Raw genomic sequence first — 14,290 nt, forward strand, 5'->3', positions numbered from 1 at the left:
CAAACCACTTACTTAACGCGGGTCACGGCAGGAGTGTTACGTGTCGGATTCTTCGGACGAAGCGGATGCGATCGACCGGGTGAAGCGGGAGCTGCGCCACGACCTGCTCGCCCGCCGCCGGGCGCTGCCGGCTCCGACCCGGGCCGACGCCGCCGGCGCCGTCCAGCACCAGCTGGCCGACCTGGTACGTCGACTGCGCCCGACCACCATGACCGGGTACGCGCCGGTCGGGGCCGAACCGGGCGGGCCGGAGCTGCCCGAGGTGCTGTCCCGGGCGGTCGAGACCGGCGGCGGCCGGCTGCTGCTGCCGGTGCTGCGCACCGATCTGGATCTGGACTGGGGTCGCTACACCGGACCAGGCGGTCTGGTGGCGGCCGGTCGAGGGATGCGGGAGCCGGACGGCGCCCGGCTGGGCCGGGCGGCTATCGCCGGGGCCGGGCTGGTGGTCGTACCGGCGCTGGCCGTGGACCGGGCCGGCATCCGGCTGGGCCGCGGCGGCGGCTCGTACGACCGCGCGCTCGCCCGGGTGGCACCGGGTGCGTTGATCGTGGCGGCGCTGCACGACGGCGAACTGGTCGATCGGCTTCCGGCCCATCCACACGACCGCCCGGTGCACGCGGTGGTCACCCCGACCGGCGGCTTCAGGTCACTCGGCGACCGGGGCGGCGGGCCGCCCGGGTGAGGCCGCCGGGCGGCCGGGGTGACCTGGTGGCCGGGCCGGGTGGACGAAATCGGGTCCGATGAAGCACCATTGGCACTCGGACACGACGAGTGCCAACAGCCCGAGCAAGATCCGGAGGGGAACCGTGCCCACCTACCAGTACGCCTGTACCGCGTGCGGTGATCAACTTGAGGCGGTCCAGTCCTTCACCGACGAGCCGCTCACCGAGTGTCCGGCGTGTCAGGGTCGGCTCCGCAAGTTGTTCGGCTCCGTCGGCATCGTCTTCAAGGGGTCCGGCTTCTACCGCAACGACTCCCGGGAATCCTCGAACGGCTCCCGCAAGGGGTCGGAGAGCGGTGACTCCGCGACCAAGGCCGCGACCAGCGGTTCCGGGGACTCCGGCTCGAACGGCGGCGCCACCGCTGGCGGCGGCTCGGCCAACGGCGGGTCCCAGGGCTCGGGCAGCACCGACAGTGCCACCAAGAGCGGCGGTTCGGACAGCGCCAAGGCCAAGGCGGGTTCCACCGGCGGCACCTCGTCCGGCGGCGGCTCGACGAGCACCGCCACCAAGACCGGCGCCTGACGACCGGCCCGCGCTCCGGGCCGCTTCGTAGCACGAGTGGCGCCCGGGCGGGGGCTTGTCCACAGCCGGCCAGGTTCTCCACAGCCTGGCGCTTTCCATCGGCGAGCCGACTCGCCGGGCGCCTAGCCTCCTGACGTCCCGGACACCGACCGGTGCCCCGGGGAAGGGAGGCGACGGATGGCGACGGAGCCGGCCCTGCGGCCGACCCGCTGGCCGGGACCGCCCCGGCGGACCACCGTGCTCCGAGCCGGGCTGGTGGCGACGTTCCTGGCCCTGGCCGCCGGAGCGCTGTACGCGGTCCCGCCGGCGACCGGCTGCGAGCCGGTCGCCAGCACGCCGGTTGACGGCCGGGGTGCGGGCGGCGACGGCTGCGGTGCCGGCCGTTCGGCCGGGCCAGCGAGCGGGCCGGTTTCCACGGATCATCCCGACCCCGGTCCGGCCGCCCAGGCTGCCGGCCGGCCGGCCGCCGACGCGGACGACGCCGCCGATGACCCGGCCGACGCGGACGGGCAGCCTGGCAGCGAACTGCCGGGCGGGTTGCCCCTGCCGGCCGGGGCGGTCGGCGTTCCGGTTCCACTGGCGGAGCCGGCGGTACTGGCCGTCGTCCGGCCCGGCACCCGGGTCAACCTGCTGGCCGCGCTGCCCGCCCGCCGTCCGGGCGCGACCGTCGAGCCGGTGCTGCTGGCCGAGCGGGTGCCGGTCCTGGCCGTGCTGCGCCCGGCGGCAACCGACGGCTCGGCCGCCGTCTACCTGGCGCTGGACCCGGAGCAGGCGCGACGGACGATCGGCATGCCGCCCGACGCCCGCTTCGCCCTCGCGGTCCTGCCCTGACCGCCCAGCGCACCGATCAGGCCCATCCGCCACCCGTGCCGGCAGCCCGTGCTGGCCACCCGTGCCGGCTGCCCGGGCTGGCCACCCGTGCCGGCAGCCCGTGCTGGCCACCCGTGCCGGCTGCCCGGCGCCGGTCAGTCCCAGTGCGGCGGGCGTTCGGCGAGCAACCGGTCGTCGTTGGACCGGGCGTACTCGCCCCACCCCCGGTCGGTGTCGTCCGCCGTCTGCTCGGGCAGCACGACGAAGTCCTCGCTGAGATCGACCTCCCGGTCGTCGTCCCCGGACGCGCGGGGCACCGGTGGTTCATCGGCGCGCTTCACGACCGGGAGCCTACCCAGCCAGGCGGCTCTCCGGCACTGCCGCGGGGCCGGCGGCCGGCCGGCGTTGGTAGCGTCAGGCCTGTGACGACCGGCAACGGCGATCCTGCCGACGAGGGCTTCTGGCGCCGGCCGCCCGGCCAGCCGGACGGGCTGCGGCGACCCGACCAGCCGGCACCGGAAGCGGCCGGTCCGGTCGGCCGGCCCAGCTATCCAGGGCCGCCCCCCAGCACTCCCCCACCGGCCGGCTGGCGGCCGCCGGTGCACGTGCAGCCGCCGCCACCGGGCCGGCTGCCGCCGCAGGACCTACCCGCCCTGGACGCCGCCGAGGGCAGCGCCCGCACCCTCACCTACGGCATCGGAATGCTCACCACGGCGGTACTCCTGGTGGTGATGTGTCTGCTCTGCTCCCGAGTGCTGTTCTGAACGCGGCCGACAGCGCACCTGCGCCGCCCCGGGCGCTGGTCAGCCGGCTGTGGCGCCGACCACCATCGATTGACCAACGGGTTGTCGCCAGTTGAACGCCGTGCTGTGATGGGGTAATGCCCGGCGGTGAGGAACTGCTCCGGTCGAGGGGCCTGCGGGTCACCCGGCCGCGCCTCGCCGTGCTGGAGGTGCTCGCCGGCGGCGGCCACCTGGAGGTCGACGAGATCACCCGCCGGGTCCGGGAGCGGCTCGACTCGGTCTCCACCCAGGCCGTGTACGACGTGCTCGGCGCGCTGGCCAGGGCCGGCCTGTCCCGGCGCATCGAACCGGCCGGCAGCCCGGCCCGGTACGAGGCCCGGGTCGGGGACAACCACCATCACATCGTCTGCCGGGCCTGCGGTGAGATCTCGGACGTCGACTGCGCGGTCGGCGCCGCGCCCTGCCTCGACCCGGAGACCACGAACGCGTACGGCTTCGAGGTCGACGAGGCCGAGGTGACCTTCTGGGGCCTCTGCCCGGCCTGCCAGACCCGCCGAGAGGCGGAGCGATGAGCACCACGGTCACGCCCGGGCGGCCGGCCCGGTCGCCCGACGACGACCTCGGCCTCTTCGGGCCCGGTTCGGTGACCTGGAAGGTGCACGAGGAGCCGATCCTGATCCTCGCCGGCCTGCGCTCGCTCTATCTGCAGGCACTGCATCCCCGGGCGATGGCCGGGGTGGCCCAGAACAGCGACTTCCGCTCCGACCCGTGGGGGCGGCTGGTGCGCACCGCGCAGTACGTGGCGACCACCATCTACGGCACGACCGCCCAGGCCGAGGCGGCCGGCCGCCGGCTGCGCGCCCGGCACGCCCGGCTGCGCGGCCGGGACCTCCTCACCGGCGAGGAGTTTCGGGTCGACTCCCCCGATTTGCTGCGCTGGGTGCACGTGACCGAGGTGGAGTCGTTCGTCAGCACCGCTCGGCGGGCCGGCCTGCCGCTCACCGACGACGAGGTGGACCGCTACTACGCCGAGCAGCGGGCCGCCGCCGCGCTGGTCGGCCTCGACCCGGCGACGGTGCCGGGCAGCCTCGCCGAGGTGGCGGAGTACTACCGGGCGGTGCGGCCCGAGCTGCGGATGACCCGGGAGGCGGCCGAAACGGCCTTCTTCCTGACCGCTCCCCCGGTGCCGTGGCGGATGAGCCGCCCGCTCAAGCTCGGCCTCAGCCTCGGGCCGGCCCGGCTGGCGTACCTCGGCATCGCCGGCACCGCGTTCGGGCTGCTGCCGGCCTGGGCCCGCCGCCGGTACGGCGCCCCCGGGCTACCCACCACCGACCTCTCCGCCGCGCTCTCGGTCCGGACGCTGCGGCTGGCCCTGAACGCCATTCCCCGCCGGTACGTCGAGGGACCGCTCTACCAGGAGGCGAAGGCCAGGGCGGCCCGGCTCGCCCCGGCCACCGGCTGAGCCCCGGCCCGATCCACGACCCGCCCAGATCCACGACCCGCCCGCCCCGGGTCCCGGCGGTTCAGGTCCAGGTCAGCTCGCGTCGTCGGTCGGCAGGAGGGTCCGTTCGACCGCTGCCCACGGTTCCTTCCCCGGCGCCTGCGCCCCGGCCGGGCAGCTCCGCCGGTAGTCGCACCAGGCGCACCGGGGTCCGGGCGCGACCGGGAACGCCTCGTCCGGGTCGCCGCCGTCGGCCACCGACCGTTCCGCGTCGAGGATGTCCCGGGCGGTCTCCTCGGCCCGGCCGACCTGCCGCGCGATCGACTCCGCGGTGTGCTCGTGGGCGGCCACCGTGCCGGTCGGCAGGTGGTGCAGCTCCACCCGCCGGCAGGGCCGGCGGAAGACCCGCTCCGCGGCGTACGCGTAGAGCGCCAGCGCGGTCGAGCCGCGCGCGTCGTCGCTGTCCAATCCGGTCCGGCCGGTCTTGTAGTCGACGATCACCAGCTCCGGACCCTCCGGGCCGGGCCGCGAGTCGATCCGGTCCGCCCGGCCGTTGAAGGCGAGCACCGCGGTCTTGACCGCCACCACGCGCTCCACGCCGAGCGGGTCGTCGGCCGGATCCAGCGTGTCGACGTAGGACTCCAGCCAGCCGAGCGCCCGCCGGTACGCCGCCCGCTCCTGCTCGTCGTCGCGGTAGCCGTCCCGTACCCAGGTGCCCTTGAGCAGGCTGGGCAGCGCCTCCGGGCGGCGTCGGTCGGCCGGCAGGGCGTACCAGTTACGCAGGGCGGTGTGGACGCTCGCGCCGAGCGAGTTGTGTGCCCAGGCCGGTCCCTTGGCCGGTGCCGGCCGGTCTAGGTAGGAGTACCGGTAGCGGCGCGGACAGTCGGTGTAGGCGCCGAGCTTGCTCGGGGTGCAGACGAACAACCGCTCCGGCATCCCCTCGAAGCCGAGCTGCTCCGGCTGGCCGTCGCGGGGGCGGGGGGCCCGGTTACCGGGTCGGGATGGCCTTCGCACCGCACGATCCTTTCACCCCCGGCCGCAATGCCAGGAAGTTAAGGGTGTGTCACGTGCCTGAATAAGACGAAGCTCCTGTAGAACGTGGATCGACCAAGATCTAAATTCATACAGGAGCTTCGTTGTCCGGGGATTCTTCCATGGATGCGTTGCCGCGGCTTGGTGCGGGCGCCGCGTGGCAACACATCGGGCTGGGCGTGCTGTCACAGTCGGTGCCGCGAGAGCTCATCGATGAGGCGGTAGCGGCGACCGGAGTCACTCAGCGGCGGGTACGTCTGCTGCCGGCTCGGGTGGTGGTGTTGTTTGTGTTGGCGATGTGCCTGTTCAGTACGGACGGCTACCGGCAGGTGTGGCGGTTGCTGGTTTCGGGCTGGCCCGCGTTGGCCAGGATCACCCCTACCACCTCGGCGTTTTCTCAGGCCCGTCAGCGGTTGGGGGAGGCGCCTCTGAGATATCTGTTCGAGCGGGTGGCCGGGGCGCGGGGCGAGCCGGGCATGCCCGGCGTGTTCGTGGCCGGACGGCGGGTCGTGGCCTGGGACGGCACCAAGCTGCAGACGGCCGACAGTCCCGCCAATGAGGCCGCTTTTGGTCGTGATGCGGGTGGCGGTGGCAACACGGCGGGCTACCCACGGCTGTGGCTGTTGACGTTGATCGAGTGTGGCACGCATGCGGTCATCGGTGCGTCGTTCGGCCGCGAAGCGGAAATGGTCCAGGCCCGCGCCCTGCTTCCCCTGCTACGGGAAGACATGCTGCTCGTCGCTGACCGGAACTTTCACGGCTATGACCTGTGGCGGGCAGCGGAGGCCACCGGCGCAGGACTGCTCTGGCGGATGAAGTCCAACCGCCACCTGCCCGTGGTAAGGGCACTGCCAGATGGATCTTGGATATCAGTCATCAAACCCCCACCAGGGCGGCGGCGGGGCACCGAACCGGTCATCACCGTCCGGGTGATCGAGTACACCGTCACGGTCGCCACCACCAACCGACACGGCGTGACGGCATGCCGGACCGAGCGGTACCGGCTGGTCACCAACCTACTCTGCCCGCAGGACATCACCGCGGGACAGCTGATCGACTGCTACCACCAACGCTGGGAAACAGAGAACAGCTACCAGAACCTCAAGACCCACCAGCGAGGGTCGAAGGTCGTACTACGTTCCCACGATCCCACCGGTGTCCGGCAGGAGATGTGGGCTCATCTCATCGTCTACCAAGCGTTACGGGACCTGATCACCACGACCGCCGCCGAGCATCACCTCGACCCCGACCGACTACCGTTCCTGACCTGCCTACGCCTGGCACGTCGACACGTCATCAACACCGCGATCACCACCAGCCGGGACCTCACCAGCGCACTGATCACGGTCGCTGACGAACTCCTAGACGATCAGACCGGCCCACGCCGGTCACGCTCCAGCCCCCGAGCGGTCAAACGCCCTACCTCGCCCTACCGCGGCAAGAAACGAACCGAACCAGCATCAACCACAGCCACCTACACCACCAACCTCACCAAACCCGGCCCGGAAAGCACTTAACTTCCTGGCATTGCCCCCGGCCGACATTCCGCGGTCGACCGGGCGCCGGCCCGGTCCGGGCCTGGTCGGACCCGGTTCAGCCCGACACGACCGGGGTCGCGGCGCCGGCCGCCGCGACGATCCGCTGGTACGCCTCCGGCGCGGTGGTGTGCGCGCCGAGGGCGACCGTCTTGTGCGTACCGTGGAAGTCGGAGGATCCGGTGACCAGCAGGCCCAGCTCGGCCGCCAGGGCGCGGACGTGGACCCGTTCCGCCGGCGAGTGGTCCTGGTGGTCGGCCTCCAGTCCGGCGAGTCCGGCGACCGCCAGCTCGGCGATCAGCGAGTCCGGCACGATCCGGCCCCGCCGGCTGGCCCGCGGGTGCGCGAAGACGGCGACCCCACCGGCGGCGCGGATCAACCGGACGGCGTGGAACACGTCGATGTCGTCCTTGGGCAGCCGGTAGCGCTCGCCCAGCCACCGCGGCGCGAACGCCTCGGTGGTCGTCCGCACCAGCCCGGCCCTGATCAGCGCCTGTGCGATGTGTGGCCGGCCGACCGTGCCACCGGCCGCCCTGGCCTGGATGTCCGGCCAGCTCACGTCGATTCCGTCCGCCCGCAGCAGCGCCACCGTCCGCTCGCCCCGCACCGTCCGGGCCTGGCGGACCCGGGCCAGCTCGGCCGCGAGTTCGGGCTCGTCCGGATCGAACAGGTACCCGAGCAGGTGCAGCGGGATCGACGGCTGCCCCCCGTACCAGCGGCAGGAGAGTTCGGCGCCGCGGACCAGCGTGAGGCCGGCGGGCAGGGCGGCGGTCGCCGCCGCCCACCCGGCGGTGGTGTCGTGGTCGGTGATCGCCAGCACGTCAAGCTTCGCCTCGACCGCCGCGCGTACCAGCTCCGGCGGGGTGCAGGTGCCGTCGCTGGCGGTCGTGTGCGCGTGCAGGTCGATCCGGGTCGCCACGGCTATCGCACCGCCACGCTATCCGGTCCGGGTCGGCGCGGTCGCGACCCTGGGCACGAACTGCCAGCCCGCGCCCACCCCTTCCGGTAGCGCGACCGCCTGTTGGCTGCCGTCGGTGCGGCACCGCACCACCCCGTGGGCGTCCGCGCTCAGTACGGTCTGGTCGTCCGCCCAGGTGGGCGTGACCGAGGCCCGGATCGGGCAGCTCAGCAACTGCTCCGCCCCGGTGCCGGTCGGGTTGGCGACGGCCCGGTCCCAGTCCACCAGCGCGACCTGGGTCGCGGTGGGTTCGGCCAGCCAGCCGCCACCCGGAGCCAGGCGCCCGTCGGCGCCGTCGAGCCGCAGGTCGAGGCCGCATCCGCCGGTCCGGATCACCTCCAGGCCGGCGCCGGTCGACCGCAGCTCGGCCAGGCAGGGTGCCTGCCCGCCCGCGTCGCGGACAAGTGCCGCGAGCGAGTCGCCGCGGACCCCGAAGACGGCGGTGACCTCGTCGTTCCAGGCGGGCTGGTAGGCCCGGGCCGGATCGAGCGTGTCGAAGCCGCGGCCCTCGACCTGGATGACGACCCGGTCGCCCAGCAGCGCGATCGGGGCGGTGGCCGGCGGTACCTCCACGCTGGCGAGGACGGCCAGCCCGGACGGCCGCAGCCGCGCCACATAGAGCACCTGTTCGATGACGAAGGCGATCCGGTCGCCACCCGGGCTGAGCACCCACCGGTCGTCCTCGCCGCTGAGCGCGACGGAGGTGCCGTCGGTTCGCAGGAACCGGACACCGGAGGCACCCGCGTAGACCCAGCCGTCCGGAACCCGGATGATCCGGGTCACCTCGCCGACCCCGGTCAGCAGCAACTGCCGGCCGTCCGTGGTCCAGAGCCGGTCACCGACCCGGACGTCGAGCCCGATGCCGGTGTCGCCCGCCGGACCCGCCGTGGGGACGGTGGCGGCGGTGGTCTGCGCCGGGCCGAAGTCGATGAGCGTGCCGGACGGTGTGCCGTGGCCGGGGCGCCACCAGCCGCCGATCGAGCTGATCCCACCCACCGTCAGGACGAGGGCCATCGCCACGGCCAGCGCCGAGCCGACCGACCGGCGCCGCTGGATCGCCCGGCCGCGTCGGATCGCCGCGCCGGCCGGATCGCCGACCGGTGGTGTCGACTCGGCCCGGGCGGCGAGCAGCTCCCGCAGCGAATCCTCGATCCTGGTCATCGGCTCTCCCCGACGACCGCCGGCACCGTCACGGCCGGTACCGCCGCCCCGCCGGCCACCGCGGGGCGGGCCGGCGCCGCGGTGGGCGCCGGGGTGTGAGCCGGCGGCGTCGACGCGGGCGGTGCGCACGGCGCCGACAACCGGCCGGTTGGCTCGGCCGGCGGGCGCTCCACGGGTACGGCGACGCCGGGCAGCAGGTCCGCCTGGTTGCCGAGCCGCTGGCGGAGGGTGTTGAGGGCGCGGAAGGTCTGGCTCTTGACCGTGCCGGTCGAGATGTTGAGCATGGCGGCGGTCTGCGCCTCGGTGAGGTCCTCGTAGTAGCGCAGCACCAGCACCGCCCGCTGCCGGGCCGGCAGCGCCCGGAGGTGCTTCCAGAGCGCGTCCCGCTCCAGCTGCTCCTCGATCTGGTCGGGCGCGGCCCGCTCGGGCAGCACCTCGGTCGGGCGTTCGCCGTGCCACCGGCGCCGCCACCAGCTCGTCGCCGTGTTGACCAGCACCCGCCGGGTGTACGGCTCGACCGCCTCGATCCGGCCGAGGCGCTTCCAGGCCAGGTAGGTCTTCGTCAACGCGGTCTGGAGCAGGTCCTCGGCGGTGCCCCAGTCTCCGACCAGGAGGTACGCGGTGCGTAACAGGGCCGGCGAACGGGCCGCGACGAATTCGCGGAACTCCTCCTCCAGGGTGTGCCTGGCCACCACCTGTCGCCGCCCTCCCGTTGCCGCGTCTCCCGAAAGGCTGCCACAGATGGTGGCCGGGGTCGATTACGGCCGGGTAATAAACACCGACCGGGGCGACATCGACGACCACCAGGCCGACGGATACCGGACTGACGGGTGAGGCGGATCGACGGGGGCCGTGGGTGGGTCAGGCTCCGTCGTCGGCCTTCGCCTCGTCCTCCTCCTTGCCGAGCCGGGCCTCGACGGCCTGCGGCTCGTACATCTCCTCGACCACGCGCAGGTAGAGCTCGTTGGGGTTGGGGAGGTACTTGACCTCGCGCAGGGCCTGCTCCTGACCCGCCGACTCCAGCACGAACGTCCCGTAGTTGAGGGTGCGGCCCAGCGGGGACTGCTCGTACTTCATGTCGGTGACCCGCAGCAGCGGCATCATCGCGACCCGCCGGGTGATGATGCCGTTGACCACCATCACCCGCTTGTTGGTGAGGATGAACCGGTCGAAGAACCAGTCGGCGACCTTCCAGGCCGTCCAGCCCATGATCCCGACCCAGACCAGGACGGCGACCGTGGTGAGCCCACCGCCGCCCTGCAGGGCCAGGAAGCCGGAGAGGTAGCCGAGGATGAAGGTCGCCGCGAGGCCGACCAGCAACGGCGTGGCCAGCGAGATCTTGTGCCGCTTCCACTCACCACGGTAACGCTCGGTGGGGAAGAGGTAGCGGGCGACCAGCGGGGTCGGCTCGTCCTCAAGGGGCAGCACCCGGCGCGGGCCCAGCGGCATCCCGGAGGCGTCGACCCGCAGGCCGGCCAGCTCCTCTTCGGAGATCTCCGGGCGCTCGAAGGCGTCGGGGTCGGCTTCCCAGGTCCGCCCCGACCGGGCCCGGCCGGTGGCGTATCCGGCGTCGCCGGAGTAGGAGGGGCCGTCCGAATAGGAAGGCCCGTCGGCGTACGCCGGGCCGTCCCCGAAGCCCGGGCCGTCGTCCGGGCGGACGCGGGGGATCGGCTCGGTGTCGCGCTCGCGTCGGCGTCGCTCGGCGTCGTCGGGCTCGGGCGGTTCGCCTGAGGGGTTACCCATTGACGGCTAGGCGACGAGGCTGGTGAAGAAGTCGCCGAAGCCCTGCGCGATGTCGACGATGCCGCCGCCCAGCGACTTGAAGACGTCGGCGGCGGAGTTGGGTCGGAACGCAATGAAGAAAATCAAAAAGGCGATTCCGCCCCAGGTGAGGAACTTCTTAGCCATGGCGGGCCATCCCCTCCGCGCGGCGCCTGGTTCCAGTACCGCAGCAGTACCCAGAGTATCAGTCAGATGTCGTACCGTGAATCAACCACACGCCTTTTCGCACCCTTGCGGTCAGGCGTCAGACCTTCCCGTGCAGGTACGGCGATGGCGCGCCGTACACGAGTTCGGGCGGCAGCCACTCGGCCAGGTCATGGAGGACGACCTCCGCCGCGAGGAGGTAGCCCGCGCTCGATGGCCAGGCTATCGCATACAGCCACATCCCCCGAGCTTCACCCGCGTACGCCGCGCGGTCTGTCGGAGATTTTACCGACCACAGTGGAGTGGGGTGCCCGGCCACCCTGATCTTGGCATGCGGGGCGGTCTCGGGACGCTCCGGCGTGGCGTCGGCGATCAGGTCGGCCAGCTGCTCGCCGGGGTCCGGACCGGGGATGCCGGCGTACCGGGTGCCGAGCCCGATGCCCGGCTCCTCGGCGACGAAGACCAGGTCAGCCGGCCCGCCGCCGAGCGGCGCCGGGCCGCTGCAGGCGACCGCCGTGGCGCGCGCGCCACCGGCCTCGTCCCCGGCCCAGGCGACGCCGGTCACCGTCCAACCCGCCGGCAGCGGCCACGGACACCAGAGCGGCACCGGGGGTCGGTCCCCGCCGGCCGGGTCGGTGATCCGGGCCGCCACGCTGGCCACGATCTCGGGCCCGACGTGCTCCGCCACGTGCAGCGGGAACACCGGGCCGCAGTCGGCACACCGCCAGTCGCTGTGCATCAGGTCCGGCTCCCGGACCGCTCCGCCACAGCGAGGACAACTCACCGCGATACCCACCCCACCACAGTCCCCCGGCTCGTCCGGCGGAGTCAAGCGAACCGGCCTTTTCGGTCATCCGGCGACAGGTTCACTCATCCGTCATTCGACCTGTCATTCATCCGGCGAGAGCCATTCACCCGTCGGCGGGGACGTTCATCCGCCAGCGGACCATTTATCCCGCCGAGACACCATTCATCACGTGCAGACACCATTCGTCCCGCCAGAGCGCCACTCATCCCGGTCGGGGGCGTCCGGGGGCGGTCCGGCGTGGGTGCGGATCCAGGTGTGCATCGCGATGCCGCTGGCCACGCCGGCGTTGATGGAGCGGGTCGAGCCGTACTGGGCGATGGACAGGACCGCCGCGCAGGCCCGCCGCGCCGGTTCGGACAAACCTGGACCTTCCTGGCCGAAGAACAGCACGCAGCGGGCCGGCAGGACCGCCCTCTCGATGGGGCGGGATCCGGGCAGGTTGTCGATCCCGACGATCGGCAGCTCAGCGGCGGCGGCCCAGGTCAGGAACGCCTCGATCGTCTCGTGGTGTCGGACGTGCTGGTAGCGGTCGGTGACCATCGCCCCGCGCCGGTTCCACCGCCGGCGCCCCACCACGTGCACCTCGGCGGCGAGAAAGGCGTTGGCGTTGCGGACCACGGTTCCGATGTTGAGGTCGTGCTGCCAGTTCTCGATCGCCACGTGGAAGGTGTGCCGGCGCCGGTCCAGGTCGGCGACGACCGCCTCCCGCCGCCAGTAGCGGTACCGGTCCACCACGTTGCGCCGGTCGCCGTGGGCCAGCAGTTCCGGGTCGTAGCGCGGATCGGTCGGCGGCTCACCCGGCCAGGGACCCACCCCCACCTCGACCGCACCACCGTCGCCAACCACGTCGGCGGCGTCGATCCGGTCGGGCTCCACGATCTGCAGAGCGTACGGGCCGGTGGATCAGCGTCCCCGGGCGAGGCCGAGGGCCCGGCCGAGGTCGGCCAGGAACGCCAGCTGCGCCGCCCGCTCGCGGGCCTCGGCGCCCCGCCGGGCCGCCGGCGGCTCGGCGAACCACTGCTTGCCGATGGCGGACCCGCGGCCGCCGCGGAACTCGGCCGCCATCGGCGGCGGTCCGAAGGACTCCGCCGCCGCCCGCCCCGCACGGACCGCGATGGTCTGCACCCACTGCCGGTACGCGGCGGAGTCCGCCGGGTCGGCCCGCGCGGCCAGCAGCTCGGTGGCCGCCCGGCAGGCCGCGAAGAGTTCGGCCGGTTCGTCGCCGGGGCGGCCGGCCCCGGTCGGTGGCGGGCCGTGATCCGGCTCCGCGTAGATCGCCGCGACCACCGCCCGGACCAGGTCGCTGTCGAAGGCCCGGCCGGCGGCGAGGCCGTCCAGTCCGGCCAGCCCGGCGAGCACGCCCCGCACCGGCCGGCGCGGGTCGACCGGGGTGGCCGCGACGGCCACCCGGCCGGGGAGCCGGATCAGCAGTCGCCATTCGGCGGCCGAGTAGGCCGAGGCGGCGAGGCGGCCGCTGACGGGTCCGCCGACGGGGGGCGGATGCCCAGGCGCGGAGTGGCTCATGGGGACCTCCGCGGTCAGCATATGCCGGCGGATCGGCCGGTCGACGCGGGAAGTCAGCCGGTCGGGTGAAGGATCGACGGTCCGGGCCGGAGACGGTCCGGGCCGGAACGGCCGAGGGCGCGCCCGGCGGCGCACGACCGCCTTAGTGATGGTTAAGGCGATGATGGGGGGCCGGGCCGGTGCGGGGATTTGGTGGCGTCCATCGAAGGTGAAAACTGACCCCGGACGCAATGAGCGGCGGGGCCCTCCCCGGCACCCGCCGCCCACGCTCTGATGAGAAAGATTCTGCCCGAGACGCACGCCACACAGAAGACCCCAACAGGAGACGGGCGTCACAGTTATCTATTTGTGACCTTACTGTCCGTCAGAGTAGGCACCTTCGCCACGCCGCGTCATCCGAACGGTTTCCGCTTGTCAGCACTTGGGTTAGCGCTCACTGGAAGTTCCATCGATAGATACCCTTGGAATCGCTCCCATCACTTGGGGTAGCCGGCGCCCGTCGGCCTTGCGACCGTGTCGGAAGCCGGACGACATGGCATGCTCATCGATGTTTCGAGCCGGGTGAGCAGTGCCACGCCGAGCCGTTTCGACATCGATCCGGCGGGAATTCCCAAGCCGGTCAGCAGGTTGTGGCAGACGTAGGCGAATCCCGGTGGATCGGAGAGTGCAATGGCGACCGTTGAGCTGACAACGGCCAACTTCGACGAGGTGACCGGCAAGGACGGGATCGTCCTGGTCGACTTCTGGGCGGACTGGTGCGGTCCGTGCAAGCGCTTCGCACCCGTGTACGAGCGGGTGTCGGCGAAGCACCCGGACGCGGTGTTCGGCAAGGTCGACACCGAGGCCCAGCCGGAACTGGCCGCCAAGTTCGACATCCGCTCGATCCCGACCATCATGGCGATCCGGGACGGCGTCATCGTCTTCTCGCAGCCCGGCGCGCTGCCCGAGTCGGCGGTCGAGTCACTGATCGAGCAGGTGCAGGCCCTCGACATGGCCGAGGTACGCGCCCAGCTGGCCGGGCACACGCACTGACCTGACCGGCGTAACTGCGGGGCCGGGTCCGATCCGTCGGACCCGGCCCCGCCGTGTCCCCGATGGCGGCCGGTCG

The 14,290-nt window shown here is 72.9% G+C and carries 17 protein-coding genes and 1 pseudogene; 8 read left to right on the top strand and 10 right to left on the bottom strand.

The window, feature by feature from the left end:
* The first annotated feature begins 91 nt into the window (after nt 1–91).
* The 3 genes from O7627_RS29910 (at nt 92) to O7627_RS29920 (ending at nt 2,075) form a co-directional block, all read left to right on the top strand.
* Nucleotides 92–682: a 5-formyltetrahydrofolate cyclo-ligase gene (locus O7627_RS29910; RefSeq protein ID WP_278098486.1), complete on the top strand. Its 591-nt coding sequence runs from the start codon at nt 92–94 to the stop codon at nt 680–682.
* 124 nt (nt 683–806) lie between these two features.
* The gene (locus O7627_RS29915; RefSeq protein ID WP_278096796.1) at nt 807–1,244 is read left to right on the top strand and encodes an FmdB family zinc ribbon protein; all 438 of its coding nucleotides are present in this window, start codon (nt 807–809) and stop codon (nt 1,242–1,244) included.
* Nucleotides 1,245–1,421: 177 nt separating this feature from the next.
* Complete coding sequence (locus tag O7627_RS29920; protein WP_278096797.1) at nt 1,422–2,075, top strand: flagellar biosynthesis protein FlgA; 654 nt, start codon at nt 1,422–1,424, stop codon at nt 2,073–2,075.
* A 134-nt stretch (nt 2,076–2,209) separates the two neighbouring features.
* On the opposite strand, the gene O7627_RS29925 is transcribed toward O7627_RS29920, so the two are convergent.
* On the bottom strand, nt 2,210–2,395 hold the full coding sequence (locus O7627_RS29925; protein WP_278096798.1) for a hypothetical protein: 186 nt from the start codon (nt 2,393–2,395) through the stop codon (nt 2,210–2,212).
* A gap of 81 nt (nt 2,396–2,476) precedes the next feature.
* Between O7627_RS29925 and O7627_RS29930 the strand changes: the two genes are divergently transcribed.
* From O7627_RS29930 to O7627_RS29940, 3 genes are all read left to right on the top strand, one after another.
* Nucleotides 2,477–2,818 carry a translation initiation factor 2 gene (locus O7627_RS29930; protein ID WP_278096799.1) on the top strand — a complete coding sequence of 114 codons (342 nt, stop codon included), beginning with the start codon at nt 2,477–2,479 and terminating at the stop codon, nt 2,816–2,818.
* A 116-nt stretch (nt 2,819–2,934) separates the two neighbouring features.
* Nucleotides 2,935–3,369 carry a Fur family transcriptional regulator gene (locus O7627_RS29935; protein ID WP_278096800.1) on the top strand — a complete coding sequence of 145 codons (435 nt, stop codon included), beginning with the start codon at nt 2,935–2,937 and terminating at the stop codon, nt 3,367–3,369.
* Complete coding sequence (locus O7627_RS29940) at nt 3,366–4,259, top strand: oxygenase MpaB family protein (protein ID WP_278096801.1); 894 nt, start codon at nt 3,366–3,368, stop codon at nt 4,257–4,259. Before O7627_RS29935 ends, O7627_RS29940 begins: the two co-directional genes overlap by 4 nt.
* 72 nt (nt 4,260–4,331) lie before the next feature.
* Here O7627_RS29940 and O7627_RS29945 read toward each other — a convergent pair whose 3' ends face one another.
* Entirely contained in the window at nt 4,332–5,174 is an 843-nt protein-coding gene (locus O7627_RS29945; RefSeq protein WP_278098487.1) for a PD-(D/E)XK nuclease family protein, read from the bottom strand.
* A 218-nt stretch (nt 5,175–5,392) separates the two neighbouring features.
* Between O7627_RS29945 and O7627_RS29950 the strand changes: the two genes are divergently transcribed.
* The gene (locus tag O7627_RS29950; RefSeq protein WP_278091547.1) at nt 5,393–6,787 is read left to right on the top strand and encodes an IS4 family transposase; all 1,395 of its coding nucleotides are present in this window, start codon (nt 5,393–5,395) and stop codon (nt 6,785–6,787) included.
* Between the two features lie 76 nt (nt 6,788–6,863).
* Here O7627_RS29950 and O7627_RS29955 read toward each other — a convergent pair whose 3' ends face one another.
* The 8 genes and pseudogenes from O7627_RS29955 to O7627_RS29990 form a co-directional block, all read right to left on the bottom strand.
* Entirely contained in the window at nt 6,864–7,724 is an 861-nt protein-coding gene (locus O7627_RS29955) for a PHP domain-containing protein (RefSeq protein WP_278096802.1), read from the bottom strand.
* An 18-nt stretch (nt 7,725–7,742) separates the two neighbouring features.
* Nucleotides 7,743–8,924 carry a hypothetical protein gene (locus O7627_RS29960; RefSeq protein WP_278096803.1) on the bottom strand — a complete coding sequence of 394 codons (1,182 nt, stop codon included), beginning with the start codon at nt 8,922–8,924 and terminating at the stop codon, nt 7,743–7,745.
* Entirely contained in the window at nt 8,921–9,619 is a 699-nt protein-coding gene (locus tag O7627_RS29965) for a SigE family RNA polymerase sigma factor (protein WP_278096804.1), read from the bottom strand. The genes O7627_RS29960 and O7627_RS29965 overlap by 4 nt, the downstream gene beginning before the upstream one ends.
* A 166-nt stretch (nt 9,620–9,785) precedes the next feature.
* On the bottom strand, nt 9,786–10,667 hold the full coding sequence (locus tag O7627_RS29970; protein WP_278096805.1) for a PH domain-containing protein: 882 nt from the start codon (nt 10,665–10,667) through the stop codon (nt 9,786–9,788).
* A 6-nt stretch (nt 10,668–10,673) separates the two neighbouring features.
* Nucleotides 10,674–10,832, bottom strand: coding sequence for a hypothetical protein (locus O7627_RS29975; RefSeq protein WP_278096806.1), 159 nt, complete (start codon nt 10,830–10,832; stop codon nt 10,674–10,676).
* A gap of 118 nt (nt 10,833–10,950) precedes the next feature.
* Nucleotides 10,951–11,646 (bottom strand): DUF6758 family protein, encoded by a 696-nt coding sequence (locus O7627_RS29980; RefSeq protein WP_347404689.1) that lies wholly within the window; start codon nt 11,644–11,646, stop codon nt 10,951–10,953.
* 177 nt (nt 11,647–11,823) lie between these two features.
* Nucleotides 11,824–12,504, bottom strand: coding sequence for an RNA methyltransferase (locus tag O7627_RS29985; protein ID WP_278098488.1), 681 nt, complete (start codon nt 12,502–12,504; stop codon nt 11,824–11,826).
* A 246-nt stretch (nt 12,505–12,750) separates the two neighbouring features.
* Nucleotides 12,751–13,203: pseudogene (locus O7627_RS29990) on the bottom strand (hypothetical protein); the annotation flags it as partial.
* Between the two features lie 648 nt (nt 13,204–13,851).
* Here O7627_RS29990 and trxA point away from each other — a divergent pair.
* Nucleotides 13,852–14,214, top strand: a complete 363-nt coding sequence (gene trxA / locus O7627_RS29995) for a thioredoxin (protein ID WP_278096808.1) — start codon at nt 13,852–13,854, stop codon at nt 14,212–14,214.
* The last annotated feature ends 76 nt before the right edge of the window (nt 14,215–14,290 follow it).

Origin of the sequence: Solwaraspora sp. WMMD1047 (genome assembly GCF_029626155.1) — a bacterium.
Lineage (GTDB): Bacteria > Actinomycetota > Actinomycetes > Mycobacteriales > Micromonosporaceae > WMMD1047.